This window comes from Allobosea sp. NPDC055594 (assembly GCF_053618995.1).
The window spans coordinates 65,101-81,990 of sequence record NZ_JBSHIO010000007.1 but is presented as its reverse complement, the minus strand read 5'-3'; the positions used below and the strand labels follow the sequence as shown (position 1 = coordinate 81,990).

Below are 16,890 nucleotides of genomic sequence, written 5' to 3'. Positions count from 1 at the left end.
GGGCGAGAGCCGTTGTGCCGCTCTGCGCATACCGTGCCGCAACCTCGACAGTGCGCTCACGTGGTTAACAGATCCTTGACGAAACCCGCGCGGCAGACCGGCAGGGGCTCCATCTGGGCACCGGGCATGGCGAGAAGATGGCGGGCGCTGCCCCTTGGTCAGGCGCACGCCGCAAGGGCAGGCGCCTCTTCGCGGCGCGGCATCGCGGCCGCCATCGCCTCAGACGAAGTCGCGCTGCAGCGCTTCGAAGCGGGCGACCTGGTCGGCGAGCAGCGCGCGTTGCTCGTCGCGGCGGACGAAGACCTTGAACATCGCCTCGCCGGCACCGTTGAAGAATTGCACCGAGCAGGAGCGCCGGCCATGGAACTGCCGGTCGACCAGCGCGATCCTGGTGCAATTGCCGGCCTTGATGTGCCCGCCGATCGGGCTGTCGCCATGGATGTTGTAGTAGCCGTGGCCGAAGGAGCCGACCGGGAGCGAGCCCTCGCATTCGAGCACGATGTCCAGCGTGTGCACGATGAACAGCACGGTGCCCCAGCTCGAGAGCTCCAGCCAGAGCGCCTCGAAACGCTCGGCCGGGATGAAGCGGCGCTGCTCTTCCGGCGCCGCCTCGAGCACGGCGAGCGTCGACACGCCGACCTCGCGGGCGATCGCCTCGATGACACCGTCCGGCTTCGCGGCGAGCGCCTGCCTGACGCGTTCCATGGGGTCGGTGACCGGCGGTTCCTGGCCTGCCGGAGCAAGCGCCTGCGAGATCGGCATGTCCGCCCTCCCCCTTATTCCGCCGCCTGGCGCGGCAGATGCGGGTTGCGCTCGCTCAGCACGGTCTCGAAGCCCTCGAACTCGGGATGACCGAGATAGATCGGCGTCGGGCGTGGCTGGCCGGCACTGCGATGCGATTCGCGGAACTGCTCGGACTTGGTCCAGGCCGTGAAATCCTCCTTCGAGGCCCAGGTGGTGTGCGAGGAATAGAGGGTGTGATCCTCCTTCTCCGGCCCCTTGAGCAGATGGAAGGCGATGAAGCCCTTCATCTCGTCGAGCCGCGTCTTGCGCGACGACCAGATCGACTCGAACGTCGCCTCCTCCCCCTTGACGACCTTGAAGCGGTTCATGGCGATGAACATGGGTTTTCCTCGATAGGCTGACGGACAAAGACGGACGATCGGACGGCGGGCGTTGAAGCACTGCAACCGCCGCGCCACACTTGACCCCTCTTAGTAAAACTGAATATCACCGTCAACAATGGCTCAGTAATTACAGTTTTTAATGATTACAAACAGAGCCTATACTTTGGAATCACCATAAACAGACGATGCCACCGCCGGACCCTGGCGGCATCGCACTGTTGGACCCGACGAGACCGAGCCATGCAATACATGCCATCGCCCGCGACCGCCCCCCTTGCCGGCATCAAGGCCAAGCGCCTCGGCCGGGAACTCACGGCCGCCATCGGGTTGACGCTTCTCGCCGCCTCCAGCCTCGCCGGCAGCCAAGCCTGGCCCGCCCGGATGGCGCAGACGGGCTTCGGCTTCGTCGCCAGCGCTCAGGCGCAATCCGCCCAGCGCATCGTCGCGGTCGGCGGCGTCGTCACCGAAGTGCTCTACGCGCTCGGCCTGCAGGACAGCGTGGTCGGCGTCGACACCACCAGCCTGTGGCCGCCGGAGGCGCTGAAAGAGAAGAAGAATGTCGGCTATGTCCGGGCTCTCTCGGCCGAAGGCGTGCTGTCGCTGAAGCCCTCGTTGGTGATCGCGGTCGAAGGCGCGGGCCCGCCCGACGCTCTGGCGCTGGTCCGCGAGGCCGGCCTGCCGATGGCGCCGGTGCCCGAGGCGCTGACGCCCGAGGCCGTGGTCTCGAAGATCGAGATCATCGGCAAGGCGGCCGGCGCCGCGGAACCGGCAAGGCAGCTCGCCGCCGGCGTCAGGACGCGCTTTGCCGAGCTCGACAAGCTGCGCGCCGGCCTGCCGAAGCAGAAGCGCGTGCTCTTCGTGCTCTCGCTGCAGAATGGCCGCACCATGGTCGGCGGCCGCAACAGCAGCGCCGACGCCATCATCGCGCTCGCCGGCGGCGTCAATGCCGCCGAGGCGGTCGAGGGCTTCAAGCCGATGACGGACGAGGCGATCATCACCGCCGCCCCGGACCATGTGCTGATGATGCGCCACAGCGCCGCTCCCTCCCAGACGCCCGAGGAGCTCTTCGCCATGCCGGCCTTCTCCCAGACGCCGGCGGCCAAGGCGAAGAGCCTGATCCGCATGGACGGACTCTATCTGCTCGGCTTCGGGCCGCGCACCCCTGACGCCGCCCGCGACCTGATGGCCGCCCTCTATCCGGAGGCCAAGATCGCCCAGCTCCCCGCGACGAAATGACCCTCGCCATGAAGCCAGTCACGGCGCCCGGCGCAGCTGCGCTGGCGCGGCTGACCGCCAGCCGCCGGCAGCGCAATCTCGTCGCCTGCGGCGCCCTGCTCGGCCTGTGCCTGCTGCTCATGCTGCTTTCGCTCGGCGCTGGCGCCTTCGCCATCGCGCCCGGACGCGTCGCCGAGATCCTGCTGGCGCGCCTCGGAAGCGGCCCGGCCGAACTGCTCGACAGCCGCGAGGCGCTGGTCGTGCTCAATATCCGCATGCCTCGCCTGCTGCTCGGCGCGCTGGTGGGGGCCGCCCTCGCCATCTCCGGCGCCCTGATGCAGGGCCTGTTCCGCAACCCGCTCGCCGATCCCGGCCTGGTCGGCGTCTCGGCCGGAGCCGGTCTCGCCGCCGCGGCGACGATCGTGCTCGGCGACCGGCTCCTGGTGGGCATGGGCATGGGCATCAAATTGCCCTTCGCCGCATTGCCATTCGGTGCCTTCTTCGGTGGGCTGATCTCGACGCTGGCGCTCTACCTGATCGCGACACGCGAAGGACGGACCTCGGTCGCCACCATGCTGCTGGCCGGCGTCGCGCTCGGAGCGCTCGCCGGCTCGCTCACCGGACTGCTCGCTTACATCTCGGACGACCGGCAGTTGCGCGACCTGACCTTCTGGTCGATGGGCAGCCTCGGCGGCGCGAGCTGGAGCAAGCTCTCCGTGGTCGCGCCGATCGTGCTGCCGCTGCTCATCGCTGTGCCCTTCCTGGCGCGCGGGCTCAATGCACTGATGCTCGGCGAGGCCGAGGCCTATCATCTCGGCATCCCCGTGCAGCGCATCAAGGCGCTGGCCGTGCTTCTGGTCGCGCTCGCGGTCGGCGCCAGCGTCGCAGCCGCCGGGGTGATCGGCTTCGTCGGCATCGTCGTGCCGCACCTGATCCGTCTCCTGATCGGCCCGGATCACCGCCTGCTGCTGCCGCTTGCGGCGATCGGCGGCGCCGCGCTCCTCGTCGGGGCCGACATCGTCGCCCGCCTGATCGTCATACCCGCCGAGCTGCCGATCGGCATCGTCACCGCCTTCATCGGCGCGCCCTTCTTCCTCTGGCTGCTGCTCCGCCGCGGCCGGATCGCCGAAAGCTGAAAGGCCGGAGCTCGATCATGGCGGCTATTCTCGAAGCCCGGGACCTGCATTTCAGCGTTCGCGGCACCGCCTTGGTGCGCGATGCCTCGCTGCAGCTCGATGCCGGCACGACCTCGATCATCGTCGGCCCCAACGGGGCCGGAAAATCGACCCTGCTGAAGCTGCTGACCGGCGAGTTGACCCCGGCCCAGGGCGAAATCCGGCTCGACGGCACGCCGCTCGCCGGCGCGCCGGCCTGGAAGCTCGCCTGCCAGCGCGCCGTGATGGCGCAGAACCAGCGCCTCGCCTTCCCCTTCAGCGTCTACGAGGTCGCGAGACTAGGCCTCGAGGGCGTCGGCCGGGCACAACCCCGCGGCCGCAGCGAGCAGATCATCGCCGAGGCGCTCGAAACGGCCGGCGTGCTCGGCCTCGCCGGCCGCCAATACCAGACGCTCTCCGGCGGCGAGCAGCAGCGCGTGCAGTTCGCAAGGGCGCTCTGCCAGCTCGAGGCCGGGCGTTCGGTCGCCGAGCGACAGATCCTCTTCCTCGACGAGCCGATCGCCAGCCTCGATCTCTGCCACCAGCTCGCTCTGCTCGATGCCGCCCGCGCCATAGCGACGCAAGGAGCGGCGGTGCTGATCGTGCTGCACGACCTCAACCTCGCCGTGACCTATGCCGACAAGCTGCTGGTGATGCATGAGGGCAGGGTCGTCGCACAAGGCGCTCCGGCCGTCATTCTCGACGATGCCCTGCTGCGCGGCGTCTTCCGGGTCGATCTCGCCTTCAGCCGCCTGCCGCCGACCGGACTGCCCTTCCTGCTGCCGCAACAGCATCTGCGCGCCGGTGGTGGGTCTGCACTGCACGCGGCGGGCGCCTGACATCCGCAAGAAAGCGTTGGTCAGGCGTCGCCGCGGGTCTATAGCCAAGCGCCCCCCTCGCTTTGCGACCGTGCCATGACCGAACAGATCGACCGCCTGTCCTTCCCGAAGGATCGCATCCGCGTCCTGCTGCTGGAAGGCATCAACGATTCCGCCGTCGCGATCCTGCAGAACGCCGGCTACACCAATCTGACCCGGCTGCCCAAGGCGCTCGACGAGGCCCAGCTCGTCGAGGCGATCGCCAAGACGCATATCCTCGGCATCCGCTCGCGCACCCAGCTCACCGGCACGGCGCTGGCGGCCGCGCAGCGGCTCTTCGCCGTGGGCTGCTTCTCGGTCGGCACCAACCAGGTCGATCTCGACGCCGCCCGGCTGCGCGGCATCCCGGTCTTCAATGCGCCCTTCTCGAACACTCGAAGCGTCGCCGAACTGACCATCGGCGAGATCGTCATGCTGCTGCGCCGGATTCCCGACCGCTCGCGTTCCGCCCATCAGGGCGGCTGGGACAAGTCGGCCAACGGCGCCTTCGAGGTCCGCGGCAAGACGCTCGGCATCGTCGGCTACGGCAATATCGGCAGCCAGCTCTCGAACATCGCCGAGGCGATGGGCATGCGGGTGATCTATTACGATCACACCGACCGTTTGCGCCACGGCAACACCGAGCCGGTCGAGAGCCTCGCCGCACTGCTGTCGGGCAGCGACATCGTCTCCCTGCACGTGCCAGAGACGCCTGCGACCCATGGCATGATCGGCGCGGCCGAGATCGCCCTGATGAGGAAGGGCGCCTATCTCATCAACAATTCGCGCGGCACGGTGGTCGATCTCGAGGCGCTCGCCGAGGCCCTGAGGAGCGGGCATCTCGCCGGCGCCGCGGTCGACGTCTTCCCGAAGGAGCCGGCCTCGAACAATGACCGCTTCGTCACCCCGCTCCAGGGCCTGCCCAACGTCATCCTGACCCCGCATATCGGCGGCTCGACCGAGGAGGCGCAGGAGCGCATCGGCGCCGAGGTGGCGCGCAAGCTCGTCGACTATTCCGATGTCGGCTCGACGGTCGGCGCGGTCAATTTCCCGCAGGTCCAGCTGCCGGCGCGCCCGGCGGGCACGCGCTTCATCCAGGTCCAGCGCAATGCGCCGGGCATGCTGCGGCGCCTCAACGACGTCTTCGCCAGCCGCGACATCAACATCGCCGCCCAGAATTTCCAGACCGATGGCGAGATCGGCTATGTCGTGATGGAGGCCGATCCGGTCGGCGAGGTCGCGCGCGAGATCATCGAGGAAATCCGCAGCCTCGACGGCACGATCCGCGCCCGCCTGCTCTACGAGCGCGGCTGAGCGTGGGCCGCTCAGGCGGCCTGCAGCTTCAGCCCGACGATCCCGGCGAGGACGAGCGCGATCCAGAACAGCCGCGCCGCCGTCGCCGGCTCACCGAAGATCAGGATGCCGACGGCGACCGAGCCGGCGGCGCCGATCCCCGTCCAGACCGCATAGGCGGTTCCGAGCGGCAGCACTTCGAGCGCCTTGATCAGCAGGACGACGAAGACGACCAGCAGGACGATCGAGACCAGCGCCCAGGGCGTATCGCGAAAGCCATCGGCCTTCTTCATCGAGAACGCCCAGGCGACGTCGACGACGCCGGACGCGATCAGGGCGAGCCAGGCCCAGCCGGCGGTCATGACGCCCTCGCGGCGCTGGCCTGCGCCCGCGGCAGCGCCGCTGCGAAGCTTTCGGCAAGCTGGCACAGCCTGGCACGGGCCTTGTCGCGGGCGGCCGCGATCACCGGCTTCGGCCCGCTCGTCGGTCCCTGCCCGACCACCGCGATCTCGCCGAGCCCGATGAAGCGCAGCGCCGCCTGAAGATAAGGCGTCGCCAGATCGGGCCTCCCCCAGCTCGGGCCGTCGCTGTAGTCGCCCGCGCTGGCAATGATCGCGAGCGCCGGGCGCGGCCGCAGCAGCGGCGTATAGCCCGTCGCGGGATCGAAGCGGAACGCCAGTCCCGGCTGCGTCACCAGGTCGATCCAGTGCTTGAGCTTGTAGGGAATGCCTAAATTCCACATCGGCGTCGCGATCAGCACGATATCGGCGGCGTCGAGCCGGGCGACCATCGCCTCGATGGTTTTCCAGGCTTCCGCCTCAGGAGGAGCCGGCGGTCGCCCGGCAAGCCGGGCATATTTCGCGGCCAGTGCCGCCCCGTCGAACTCCGGCAGCGGCTCGCGCCAGAGATCGAGCGTATCGACCTCCAGCTCCGGCACCAGTTCGTGCAGGCGGGTCAGGAAAGCCGCCGCGGCCGCGCGCGAGGCGGAATCGCCCTGGCGCGGCGAGGCTTGAACGAGCAGCAGTCTCGGCATGTGTTCGGCTCCGTTGCGGTACGCCCAGGCGGCGCATCACGATCGAAATGCCTCGCACTAACGCGAATCGAAATGCTTGCGTTGCGATCAGAATTCGCATGAATGCGAAGCATGCTGAGCCATGACGATCTCGCTCTGGTCCTCGCCATCGCCCGTGCCGGCCGCATGAAGCCAGCGGCCGAGGCGCTGCAATCCCATCCCGCCACGGTCTATCGCCGCCTGGAAGCGCTGGAGCATCGGCTCGGCGGCAAGCTCTTCGAGCGGATCGACGGCCGCCAGGCGCCAACCGCCCTGGCCGAGGAGATCGTCGCCGAGGCGGAGGCGATCGCGGAACGGCTCGACGCGCTCAACCGCGCGGTCAGCGGCCGCGACGCGCGGCTCGGCGGTCCCCTCACCGTAACGACGACCGATACGCTGCAGGCCCTTGTGATGCCGGTCGCCGCCGCCTTCGGCCGTCTGCACCCAAGACTGGAGCTGCGGCTCGATGTGTCCAGCGCTATGGCCGACATGCAGCGCAACGAGGCCGACATCGCGATCCGCCCGACGCGCGCGCCGCCGGACACGCTGATCGGTACGAAGCTCGGCAGCTTCGACTATGCGGTCTACACGCGAGGATCGGAACCGCACCCGGCGAGCCTCGCCGCACTCATCGCCGCAGGCGGCTGGATCGGCCTGTCGGGCGAGATCGCCCAGACGCCGGCGGCGCGCTGGCTCGATGCGCATGTCCCGCCGGCAGCCCGCATCGCCTCGGTCAATCTGATGCTCGGCGCCGCGCTCGCGGCGCGTTCAGGGGCCTATGCGCTGCTGCCCGCCTATCTCGGCGATGACCCGCTCTTCGGACTGGCGCGGGTGAGCCCGCCTGTTCCGGAGCTGCACTCGCAGGTCTGGCTGCTGACCCATCCGGATCTGCGCTACGCCGCCAAGGTCAGGGCCTTCATGGCCTTCGCCGGCAAGGCGCTGCGTCAGGCCCTGCGAGAAGACCGGCCCCGCGACGAACCTTAGGCGACGCCGAGATTGAGCAGGTCGTGCACATGCACGAGGCCGACCGGGCGCTCGTCCGCATCCGCGACGATCAGCGCCGTCACCCGCATCCGGTTGACCATTTCCAGCGCCTCGACGGCCAGGGCATCTGGCGCGATCCGGCGCGGATTCGCCGTCATCACGTCGCGTGCCAATCGCCCGCCCCAGCCGCTGCCGAGCTTGCGGCGCAGGTCGCCATCGGTGACGACCCCGGCGAGCTTGCCGTCGGGGTCGATGACGATGGCGCAGCCGAAACTCTTGGCCGAGATCATCTCGACCACATCGGCCATCGCCGCGCTCGCACCGACGATCGGCAGGCGCTCGCCCTGATGCATGATGCTGGCGACGGTCTTGAGCTGCGCCCCCAGCTTGCCGCCGGGGTGATAGACGTAGAAATCCTGGCGCGAGAAGCCGCGGGCCTCGAGCAGGGCGACGGCGAGCGCGTCGCCGAGCGCCATCTGCATGGTCGTCGAGGTCGTCGGCGCGAGCCCGTTCGGGCAGGCCTCCTGCGCCTTGGGCAGGACGAGCGCGATATCGGCCTCGCGCCCGAGCGCGCTCTCGGCATTGGCGGTGATTGCGATCAGCCCGACGCGGAAACGGCGCGTATAGGCGACGATCGCCGAGAGCTCGGCCGCCTCGCCGGACCAGGATAGCGCAACGACCACGTCATCGGGCTGGACCATGCCGAGGTCGCCATGGCTGGCCTCGGCCGGGTGGACGAAATGCGCGGGCGTGCCGGTAGAGGCCATGGTCGCCGCGATCTTGCGGCCGACATGGCCGGACTTGCCCATGCCGGTGACGACGACGCGGCCGGAAGCGGTGCGGATCATCTCGACGGCTGCGGCGAAGGGCGCGGAAAGCCCGTTGCCGATGGCGGCGTGGAGCGCGTCGAGCCCGGCGCGTTCGGTGGCGATGGTGCGGAGCGCGGAAGCGCCGATGGTCGCGGTCATGCCGCGGCATCTAGCACGGCGACGTGCCGGGTGACCACTGCCCCGCTCGCGTTGACGCGGCATTAACCCTCTTCGTTCTAACTCCGTTAACCATGCGCGCCATCCCGGTGCGCCTTGTCCCGTTTACGCCGGAGCCTCGGCCTGCCCGTGACCCGTTTCGCCAAGATCTGCTGGCTGGCCGGCGTCGCGAGCTGTTGCGGCGTGGCCGGACTGCTGGCCTGGCCCCAAACCGGCCTGGCGCAGACGCAGGACGAGCCGGCGCCCCGGGCGCGCGCCTCGGGTCTGCGCACCGGCACGCCGCAATACGTCGCGCAGCAGCGTGCCCCGGAGAATGCCGAAACCGGCACCGGCCCTGCCTCTGCCGCCCCCGAGGCGATCAGCGACCCCGCCGCGCTGGTCCAGCGCCAGCAAGGCGCGATCTCGCAGCGCCAGCCGCCGCGCGCCGGGCGGCCGGTCCAGGCGCCATCGCTGCGCGGCGTCACCCAGCGCCAGATCCGTGCCCCGCAACCGGTCGTCACCGGGCTGCCGCCGGCGCCTGCCGCGCCACCCCCTCCGCCACGCCGCCGCGCCCCGGAGGAGGACCCCTACGCACCGCTCGGCCTGCGTTTCGGCGCCGTCACCTTGCGCCCGGCACTCACCGGGTCGATCGGCTATGACAGCAATCCCTCGCGCATCGCCGGCCCGAGCAAGGGCTCGGCCTTCAGCCGCACCGAGGGCGAGCTCGGCATCCAGTCCGATTGGAACGTGCATGAACTGACCGGTTCGCTGCGCGGCGGCTACAGCCATTATTTCCGCGACGACAACGCCTCCCGTCCCGATGCCCAGGGCAACATGTCGCTGCGCCTCGACGCGACGCGCGACACCCGCATCCTGCTCGAATCCCGCCTGGTGCTCGACACGCAGCGCCCGGGCTCGCCCGATCTCACCGCCTCCGTGCAGGGCCGGCCGATCACCTGGGCCTATGGCGCCTCGGCCGGCGTCACCCACGACATCAACCGCCTGCAGCTCACCCTGCGCGGCTCTATCGACCGCCAGGACTACGAGAACGCCGAACTGACCAACGGCCAGGTGCTGAGCCAGGCCGACCGCAACCAGACGCAATACGGCCTGCGGCTGCGCGCCGCCTATGAGGTGACGCCAGGCTTCAGGCCCTTTGTGCAGGGCGAGGTCGACACCAGGCAGTTCGACCAGAAAGTCGATTCGAGCGGCTATATGCGCTCCTCCGACGGCTACACCGCCCGTCTCGGCACGACCTTCGAGATCAGCCGCATGCTCACAGGCGAAGTCTCGGCCGGCTATCAGGACCGCCAATACCAGGATCCACGCCTGAAGCAGCTGCGCGGCATGGTCGGCGACGCCGCGATCCTGTGGACCCCGACGCCGCTGACCACCGTGACGCTGCGCGGCACGGCGGAACTCGGAGACACCACCATCGCCGGCTCGAGCGGCACCACGGCGCGGCGCGTCAGCCTTGAGGTGGCGCATGCGCTCAGGCGCAACCTGACCGTCACCGGCTTCACCACCTTCCAGCGCACCGATTATGAAGGCCAAGGCCTGCGCGAGGACCTCTCCACCATCGGCGCGCGGCTCGACTACAAGCTGACCCGGACCTTCTCGGTCCGCGCCAGCTTCACCCATGAGCGCCTGAACTCGACCCAGCAGGGCTCGGACTACACCGCCAATGTCTCGCTGGTCGGCCTCAGAATGCAGTTCTGACGGCGCGTCATTCCCAGGTGAAGCGCGGCGCAAACCCGGGAAGCTCAGGCCGATAGAGACATTCTAGAACGAGACCATCCTGCCAGAGATGCTCGGGCCAAAGCCCGAGCATGACGGCCGGACTTGGCTCTACCGCTTCAGCAGACGCCCGATCTCCTCGCGCAATTGCGGGCCGAGATCCTCGCGGTCCAGCGCATAGGCGAGATTGGCGGCGAGGAAGCCGATCTTCGAGCCGGTATCGTAGATGTCGCCATCGAAGCGCACCGCGAAGAATTTCTCGCGCTTCGCCAGGGCGATCATCGAATCGGTCAGCTGGATCTCGCCGCCGGCGCCCTTCTCCTGCTTGGCCAGCAGGTCGAAGATCGTCGGCTGCAGGATATAGCGCCCGGTGATGTGCAAATTCGACGGCGCCGTGCCCTTGGGCGGCTTCTCGACCATGCCGGTGATCTGCGAGACCTTGGCCTTGGCGTCGTGCACGCCGACGATCCCGTATTGATGGGTCTGGTCGTCGGGCACCGGGGCGACCGCGATATGGTTACCGCCATGCTCGGCATGGGCCTCGATCATCTCGGCGAGGCAGCCCTTGCCGCCGGTATGGTGCAGCATGTCGGGCAGGAGCAGCGCGAAGGGCTCGTCGCCGATGATGTCGCGGGCGCACCAGACGGCATGGCCGAGGCCGAGCGGGCCCTGCTGACGAGTGAAGCTCGCCGCGCCGGCCGCCGGCAGGTCCTGCTTCAGCGCCTCGAGCTCCTTGACCTTGCCGCGCTTGGCGAGCGTGTCGTCGAGCTCATAGGCCATGTCGAAATGGTCCTCGATCACGCCCTTGTTGCGGCCGGTGACGAAGACGAAATGCTCGATGCCCGCCGCGCGCGCCTCGTCGACCACGTGCTGGACCACCGGCCGGTCGACGATGGTCAGCATCTCCTTCGGGATCGCCTTGGTGGCGGGAAGGAAACGCGTGCCCAGCCCTGCGACCGGAAACACCGCCTTGCGGATCTTCTTGCTCATGCGCATCCATCTCGCGCGCCAGGCAGCGCGCGCCTGCTAGATCGGAGGGCTTCTGGGAAACCGGCTTCGCCCCGTTCAATGCCGGCTTCTGGAGGCTGTCGTCCAATTCTGGCGAAAGACGGGCCGCCTCCCGACACCGGAATAGCAGTCAGGCCTTGCCGGAACGTCAATGCCTTCACATGAAATTCTCCGGCAGGCCGCACCGTTCTTGCAGGTACCGCTTCCCGCGCCTCGCCCGGGAGTGCCGGCTGGATGGGCTGGTCCAGCCGCGCACAATCGCGTTTGATACGGTTAAGGGCGACAGGGAGACGACGATGGCGATTCTGGTTTCGGGCGGGGCCGGCTATATCGGCAGCCATATGGTGCTGGAGCTGCTCGACCGCGGCGAGAAGGTCGTGGTGCTCGACGATCTCTCGACCGGCTTCTGGTGGGCCGTGCCGCCGGAGGCGACCTTCGTCCAGGGCGACATGGGCGATCAGGCGCTGGTCGAGCGGGTGGTTGCCGAGCACGGCATCACCGAGATCGCCCATTTCGCCGCCAGGATCGTGGTGCCGGATTCGGTCGCCGATCCGCTCGGCTACTATCTCAACAACACCGTCAAGACGCGCGCCCTGCTGGAAAGCGCGGTGCGCGCCGGCGTCAGGCACGTGATCTTCTCCTCGACCGCCGCCGTCTATGGCGAGCCGCCGGTCTCGCCGGTGCCCGAGGAGATCGCGCTCAACCCGATCAACCCCTATGGCCGCTCCAAGCTGATGAGCGAGTGGATGCTCGCCGACACGGCGAAGGCCCACCGCCTGTCCTATATCGCCCTGCGCTATTTCAACGTCGCCGGCGCCGATCCCAGAGGCCGCTCCGGCCAGTCATCGGCCGGTGCCACCCATCTGATCAAGGTCGCGAGCCAGGCCGCGCTCGGCCAGCGCACCGGGCTCGAGATCTTCGGTACTGATTATCCGACGCCCGACGGCACCTGCGTGCGCGACTACATCCACGTCACCGACCTCGCCCGTGCCCATCTTGCGGCGCTCGACCATCTGCGCGCCGGCGGCGACAGCCTGACGCTGAACTGCGGCTATGGCCGCGGCTATTCGGTGAAGGACGTGGTCGGGGTGGTTAAGAAGGTCTCGGGCGTCGACTTTCCGGTCAAGCTCTCGCCGCGCCGCGCCGGCGACCCGGCCTCGCTGATCGCCAAGGCGGACCGGATCCGCAACGAGCTCGGCTGGCGGCCGCAGCATGACGATCTCACCGAGATCGTCACCCAGGCACTCGCCTGGGAGGAGAGCCTGCGCAAGCGCAATGCGAGCTGAGGCCCGTTCCCCTCAACCCTCACCCCGAGGAGCCGCGAAGCGGCGTCTCGGGATGAGGGCTCCGCTGCAGACGGGCCTTGCAGCAAGGCATTTGGCGCCGCATTAACCCATGGTTAACCTCGTTCAGGCGCTGTGTCGGGAAAGCCCGTCCAGCGACCGTGCCAGGGAACCGACATGCGCCGCCTTTCCGCCTTCGTCCTCGCCGCCATGCTCGGCTTCGGCCCCGCCCTCGCGCAGACCACGGGCTCGATCAACCAGGCCCGCGCCCAGGCTCCGAAGCCTGCGCCGCGGCCGACGACGAGCGCCGGCTTCGACGGCTTCCTGAAGACCCTCTGGCCGCTGGCCCAGGCTCGCGGCATCTCGCGCAAGACCTTCGACCTCGCCTTCCAGGGCGTCGTACCCGATCCCTCGATCGTCGCGCTGACCCGCAAGCAGTCGGAATTCGTCGCGCCGATCTGGAGCTATCTCAACAGCGCCGTCGGCGGCGCCCGCATCTCGCGCGGCCGCGACATGCTCGCCGCCCATGCCGGGGTGCTGGCCCAGGCAGAATCCCGCTATGGCGTGCCCAAGGAGATCATCCTCGGCATCTGGGGCATGGAGACCAATTACGGCTCGTTCAAGGGCGACAAGGACGTCATCCGCTCGCTCGCAACTCTCGCCAATATCCGCTATCGCGGCGACTTCTTCCGCGACGAGCTGCTGACCGCGCTCGAACTGATCGAGAAGGGCTATGCCGAGCGCGGCGAATTGCGCGGCTCCTGGGCCGGTGCCATGGGCCACACCCAGTTCATGCCGTCGAGCTACATGAAATACGCCGTCGACCAGACCGGCGACGGCCATGCCGACATCTGGACCTCGACCAGCGACGCCATCGCCTCGACCGCCAACTATCTGAAGAGCTTCGGCTGGGTGCCCGGCCTGCCCTGGGGCATCGAGGTCGTGGTGCCCGAGGGCTTCGACCACGGTCTCTACCGCGCCAGCTTCGCGAGCTTCCGCTCGGCCGGCCTGCGCCGCGCCGATGGCGGTTCGCTGCCCTCCTCCGGCGAGGCGCGGCTGTTCTATCCGGCCGGACATACCGGCCCGGCTTTGCTGCTGACCGCGAATTTCGACGTCATCAAGAAGTACAATTCCTCCGACGCCTATGCGCTCGCGGTCGGCCATCTCGGCGACCGGATCGTCGGCCGCCCGGCCCTGCAGGGCGAATGGCCGGTCAAGGCGCCGCGCCTCGACATGAAAGGCGTCACCGATCTCCAGCACCGGCTGAAGCGCCTCGGCCTCTATTCGCATGACGCCGATGGCCGCATCGGCACCGGCACCCGCGACGCCGTGCGCCAGTACCAGCAGCGCGCCGGCCTGCTCGCCGATGGTTGGCCGACGCCGGCACTGCTGGCGCGGATGAAGGCCGCGCGCTGACTTTCGGCCCGGTTTCAGCTATAAGAAGTGAGTGGTCGGATCTGACCGACGCCGGGTAGCCGAGCGATGCGTCTACGCTCCATCGCCATGATCCTCGCGGCCTCCGCGCTCCTGCTGCTCACCGGCGGCCCTGCGACCTTCGCCCAGGGCGAGCCGCAGCGCCGCAGTCTTTTCAACCTGTTCTGGCAGGTGCCCGAGCGACCAGCGGTCCAGCCGCGGCAGCGTAGCCGGCCGGCGCCGCAGCAGACCCGGCGCCGGCCGCCCCAGATGGTCCGCGATGATCCGGTCATCCCCAAGGTCGACGTCAACCACCATGTCCTCGTCGTCGGCGACACGCTCGCCGACCAGATCGCCATCGGCCTCACCGACAGCCTGAATGACCGGGCCGACGTCGCGGTTCAGCGCAAGGCCAAGGCCGATAGCGGCCTGGTCCGCAACGATTTCTACGATTGGCCGAAGGCGGTGGTGGAGCTGCTCGCCGCCGATCCCAAGATCATGGTCGGCGTGATCTCGCTGGGGCCGAACGATCGCCAGGCGATCCGCGAGGGCGAGGTCACGCTTGAACCGCTGAGCGAACGCTGGCTGCAGATCTACCGCTCCCGCATCGAGGCGGTGACGGCAGCCTTCGCGGCGCGGCGCATACCGCTGATCTGGGCCGGCGCCCCGCCGATGCAGAACACCAGGCTTTCGACCGACCTCACCGTGCTGAACGACCTCTTCCGCAAGGGCGTCGAGGCGTCCGGCGGGCAGTTCGTCGATCTCTGGACCCCCTATCTCGACGCCGAGAACCGCTACAGCGCGATGGGCCCGGACGTGGACGGCCAGACCACGAGATTGCGCCTCGGCGACGGCGTGCACTTCACCAAGGCGGGCGCCCGCAAAGCCGCCCATTTCGTCGACGTCCTGATCCGCCGCATCCTCGACCGCACGCCGAGCGAGAACGTCATCGCCCTGCCTGCCGAAGCCGGCGCAGCAGCGGCCGCCGAGCAGCAGACCGACGCGATCGAACGGCTGATCGACCGGATGGTCAGCGGCCGGACGGACGATATTTCCCTCGTTCCCGTCCTTCCGGTCAGGCCGCTCGCCGGTCCGATCCTGCCGTTGACCGGCGCAGCACCGGCAGCCGGAGAATCCGCGCTCCTGGCCTCGATCCAGGATGCCCGCGGCCGCGGCGATACCGCGACCCAGCTCGACCGCATCTTCGGAGACGGCGTCGCGCCCGAGCCGAAGCCGGGCCGCGCCGACGATTTCCGCTGGCCGAGGCCGAACTGAGCCCGGCCACAGACGGGTTTAGCCCAGCTGGAAACGCTCGAAACGCTCCATCTCGGCGTCGACCCGCCGGCGCAGCTCCGCCGAGGGCACCGGTTCCAGCCAGGTCCATTGCTGGATCAGCAGCTTGCGTCCGGCCCGGTCGGTCTTGAGGTCGGCGACGGCGACGATCCGGTCTCCCGCCAGAACCGGCAGGCCGAAATAGCCGAAGAGGCGCTTCTCCTTCGGCAGATAAGCCTCGAACAGATGCTCATAGCCGAAGAACAGCTTCAGCCGCTTGCGCTGGATGATCAGCGGGTCGAAGGGCGACAGGATGTGGACGAGTTCTTCACCCCCAGGCGCGGCCGGCTCAAGCATCTCCGGCGCCGCCCAATGCGGCGAGGTCGAGGCCCCCTCGATCGTGACCTCGACCAATTGCCTGCGCTTCACCCTGGCGGCGATCAGCTCGGCCACGGCCTTCTTGCTCGGCGCATCGAGATGGCAGATCGAATCGAGGCTGACGACACCCTGCGCGCGCAGGGCGCGGTCGAGCTTGTAGGCGATGACCTGTCGCTCGGAGGCAGGCGCCGGCCGCTTCTCCCAGCCGAAATGCCGGTCCATCAGCTCATAGGTCTTGAGCATGCCGGAGCGGGCCGAGATGACGAGCTCGCCATCGTAGAAGGCCCGTTCGAGCAGGCCTTTCGAGGGCTTCTTGCTCGCCCAGAGATGGGTCTTCTCGACGAGCACGTCGGTGTCGATGTCGCGGATGGTGAGCGCGCCCTCCTTGCGGATGCGGGCGAGCAGCTTGCGGGCCTCCGCCCCGCCCCCGACCGAGGACCAGCGCTTCGGCTCGGCCCGATGTGCCTTCATCGCCGGCAGGAAATAGCGGATATCCGCCGACGGCACATAGGACAGCGCATGCGTCCAGTACTCGAACACCGCCTTGTCGGCCGACTGGGCCTGCACGAGATCGGCCCGCCCATAGGAGGGGATGCGGCTGTACAGAATGTGGTGATGGCAGCGCTCGATCACGTTGATCGTGTCGATCTGGACATAGCCGAGATGCGCGACTGCGGCCTCCGTCGCCCCGGGGCCGGCACCGAAGGGCTCGGCCCTGTCGAGGCGCTGGGCCCTGAGCCAGATACTGCGGGCCTGGGGCTTGCCCAGTTCGGGAATCTTGCGGGGTCGCGTCGCCATTTGCCGCAAGCTAGCGAGGCGGCGCGCGAAGGTTAAGGCGCTACGCCAGGCACTGCTGACAAGCCATGGCGGCGGTGAGTTGAGTCAGACGGCCAATGCCAGCGCCAAGGCCTCCGGCGTCAGCTCGGCCAGGGCGCTCTGCACCTTGTAGGCTCTGGTCTTCTCGCCGGGATTCATCACCAGGATCACCGTCTCCGTGCCCGGGCAGGCCGGATCGGCGCAGAGGATCTCGTTGACGGCGATCACCGCATTCTCCGGCAGGGCGAGCAGCGCCCGCACCTGCCGCTTCACCGAGGCCGCGGCATCGGCCTCGTCCGCCTCGCGCTTGCCCCTGCCGAACAGGCCGAAGCGCATC

Annotated in this window: 17 protein-coding genes; 9 read left to right on the top strand and 8 right to left on the bottom strand. The window is 68.7% G+C overall.

What is annotated here, in order from left to right:
* Positions 1 to 219: 219 nt before the first annotated feature.
* Positions 220 to 762 carry a heme utilization cystosolic carrier protein HutX gene (hutX, locus tag ACWGRX_RS15630; protein ID WP_452118286.1) on the bottom strand — a complete coding sequence of 181 codons (543 nt, stop codon included), beginning with the start codon at positions 760 to 762 and terminating at the stop codon, positions 220 to 222.
* Between the two features lie 14 nt (positions 763 to 776).
* Entirely contained in the window at positions 777 to 1,124 is a 348-nt protein-coding gene (locus ACWGRX_RS15625) for an antibiotic biosynthesis monooxygenase family protein (protein ID WP_291635620.1), read from the bottom strand.
* A gap of 243 nt (positions 1,125 to 1,367) precedes the next feature.
* On the opposite strand from ACWGRX_RS15625, the gene ACWGRX_RS15620 reads away from it, so the two are divergent.
* The 4 genes from ACWGRX_RS15620 to serA all read left to right on the top strand — a co-directional run bounded on the left by ACWGRX_RS15620 (position 1,368) and on the right by serA (position 5,667).
* Positions 1,368 to 2,363, top strand: coding sequence for a heme/hemin ABC transporter substrate-binding protein (locus ACWGRX_RS15620; RefSeq protein WP_452118285.1), 996 nt, complete (start codon positions 1,368 to 1,370; stop codon positions 2,361 to 2,363).
* 8 nt (positions 2,364 to 2,371) lie between these two features.
* Positions 2,372 to 3,478, top strand: coding sequence for a FecCD family ABC transporter permease (locus ACWGRX_RS15615; protein WP_452118284.1), 1,107 nt, complete (start codon positions 2,372 to 2,374; stop codon positions 3,476 to 3,478).
* A 17-nt stretch (positions 3,479 to 3,495) separates the two neighbouring features.
* Positions 3,496 to 4,335 (top strand): heme ABC transporter ATP-binding protein, encoded by an 840-nt coding sequence (locus ACWGRX_RS15610; RefSeq protein ID WP_452118283.1) that lies wholly within the window; start codon positions 3,496 to 3,498, stop codon positions 4,333 to 4,335.
* A gap of 75 nt (positions 4,336 to 4,410) precedes the next feature.
* A complete protein-coding gene (gene serA, locus ACWGRX_RS15605) occupies positions 4,411 to 5,667 on the top strand; it encodes a phosphoglycerate dehydrogenase (protein ID WP_291635612.1) in 1,257 nt (418 codons plus the stop codon).
* 11 nt (positions 5,668 to 5,678) lie between these two features.
* Here serA and ACWGRX_RS15600 read toward each other — a convergent pair whose 3' ends face one another.
* Positions 5,679 to 6,008, bottom strand: coding sequence for a DMT family transporter (locus ACWGRX_RS15600; RefSeq protein ID WP_452118282.1), 330 nt, complete (start codon positions 6,006 to 6,008; stop codon positions 5,679 to 5,681).
* Positions 6,005 to 6,679 (bottom strand): FMN-dependent NADH-azoreductase, encoded by a 675-nt coding sequence (locus tag ACWGRX_RS15595; protein ID WP_452118281.1) that lies wholly within the window; start codon positions 6,677 to 6,679, stop codon positions 6,005 to 6,007. The genes ACWGRX_RS15600 and ACWGRX_RS15595 overlap by 4 nt, the downstream gene beginning before the upstream one ends.
* Before the next feature lie 102 nt (positions 6,680 to 6,781).
* Between ACWGRX_RS15595 and ACWGRX_RS15590 the strand changes: the two genes are divergently transcribed.
* The gene (locus ACWGRX_RS15590; protein WP_452118280.1) at positions 6,782 to 7,681 is read left to right on the top strand and encodes a LysR family transcriptional regulator; all 900 of its coding nucleotides are present in this window, start codon (positions 6,782 to 6,784) and stop codon (positions 7,679 to 7,681) included.
* Here the strand turns inward: ACWGRX_RS15590 and ACWGRX_RS15585 are convergent.
* Complete coding sequence (locus tag ACWGRX_RS15585; protein WP_452118279.1) at positions 7,678 to 8,649, bottom strand: KpsF/GutQ family sugar-phosphate isomerase; 972 nt, start codon at positions 8,647 to 8,649, stop codon at positions 7,678 to 7,680. The two genes, ACWGRX_RS15590 and ACWGRX_RS15585, sit on opposite strands and share 4 nt — an antisense overlap.
* Before the next feature lie 147 nt (positions 8,650 to 8,796).
* Between ACWGRX_RS15585 and ACWGRX_RS15580 the strand changes: the two genes are divergently transcribed.
* Positions 8,797 to 10,365 (top strand): outer membrane beta-barrel protein, encoded by a 1,569-nt coding sequence (locus ACWGRX_RS15580; protein WP_452118278.1) that lies wholly within the window; start codon positions 8,797 to 8,799, stop codon positions 10,363 to 10,365.
* A 129-nt stretch (positions 10,366 to 10,494) separates the two neighbouring features.
* Here ACWGRX_RS15580 and ACWGRX_RS15575 read toward each other — a convergent pair whose 3' ends face one another.
* Entirely contained in the window at positions 10,495 to 11,373 is an 879-nt protein-coding gene (locus ACWGRX_RS15575; RefSeq protein ID WP_291635606.1) for a UTP--glucose-1-phosphate uridylyltransferase, read from the bottom strand.
* Positions 11,374 to 11,687: 314 nt separating this feature from the next.
* Here ACWGRX_RS15575 and galE point away from each other — a divergent pair, with 314 nt between their 5' ends.
* From galE to ACWGRX_RS15560, 3 genes are all read left to right on the top strand, one after another.
* Positions 11,688 to 12,677, top strand: a complete 990-nt coding sequence (galE, locus tag ACWGRX_RS15570; protein ID WP_452118277.1) for a UDP-glucose 4-epimerase GalE — start codon at positions 11,688 to 11,690, stop codon at positions 12,675 to 12,677.
* Positions 12,678 to 12,851: 174 nt separating this feature from the next.
* Entirely contained in the window at positions 12,852 to 14,090 is a 1,239-nt protein-coding gene (locus tag ACWGRX_RS15565) for a lytic murein transglycosylase (RefSeq protein WP_452118276.1), read from the top strand.
* Positions 14,091 to 14,156: 66 nt separating this feature from the next.
* Positions 14,157 to 15,362: an SGNH/GDSL hydrolase family protein gene (locus ACWGRX_RS15560; protein WP_452118275.1), complete on the top strand. Its 1,206-nt coding sequence runs from the start codon at positions 14,157 to 14,159 to the stop codon at positions 15,360 to 15,362.
* Positions 15,363 to 15,380: 18 nt separating this feature from the next.
* On the opposite strand, the gene ACWGRX_RS15555 is transcribed toward ACWGRX_RS15560, so the two are convergent.
* Together ACWGRX_RS15555 and ACWGRX_RS15550 are read right to left on the bottom strand one after the other, a co-directional pair.
* A complete protein-coding gene (locus tag ACWGRX_RS15555; RefSeq protein ID WP_452118274.1) occupies positions 15,381 to 16,535 on the bottom strand; it encodes a winged helix-turn-helix domain-containing protein in 1,155 nt (384 codons plus the stop codon).
* A gap of 84 nt (positions 16,536 to 16,619) precedes the next feature.
* Entirely contained in the window at positions 16,620 to 16,889 is a 270-nt protein-coding gene (locus ACWGRX_RS15550; protein WP_452118273.1) for a hypothetical protein, read from the bottom strand.
* Position 16,890 lies beyond the last annotated feature (1 nt).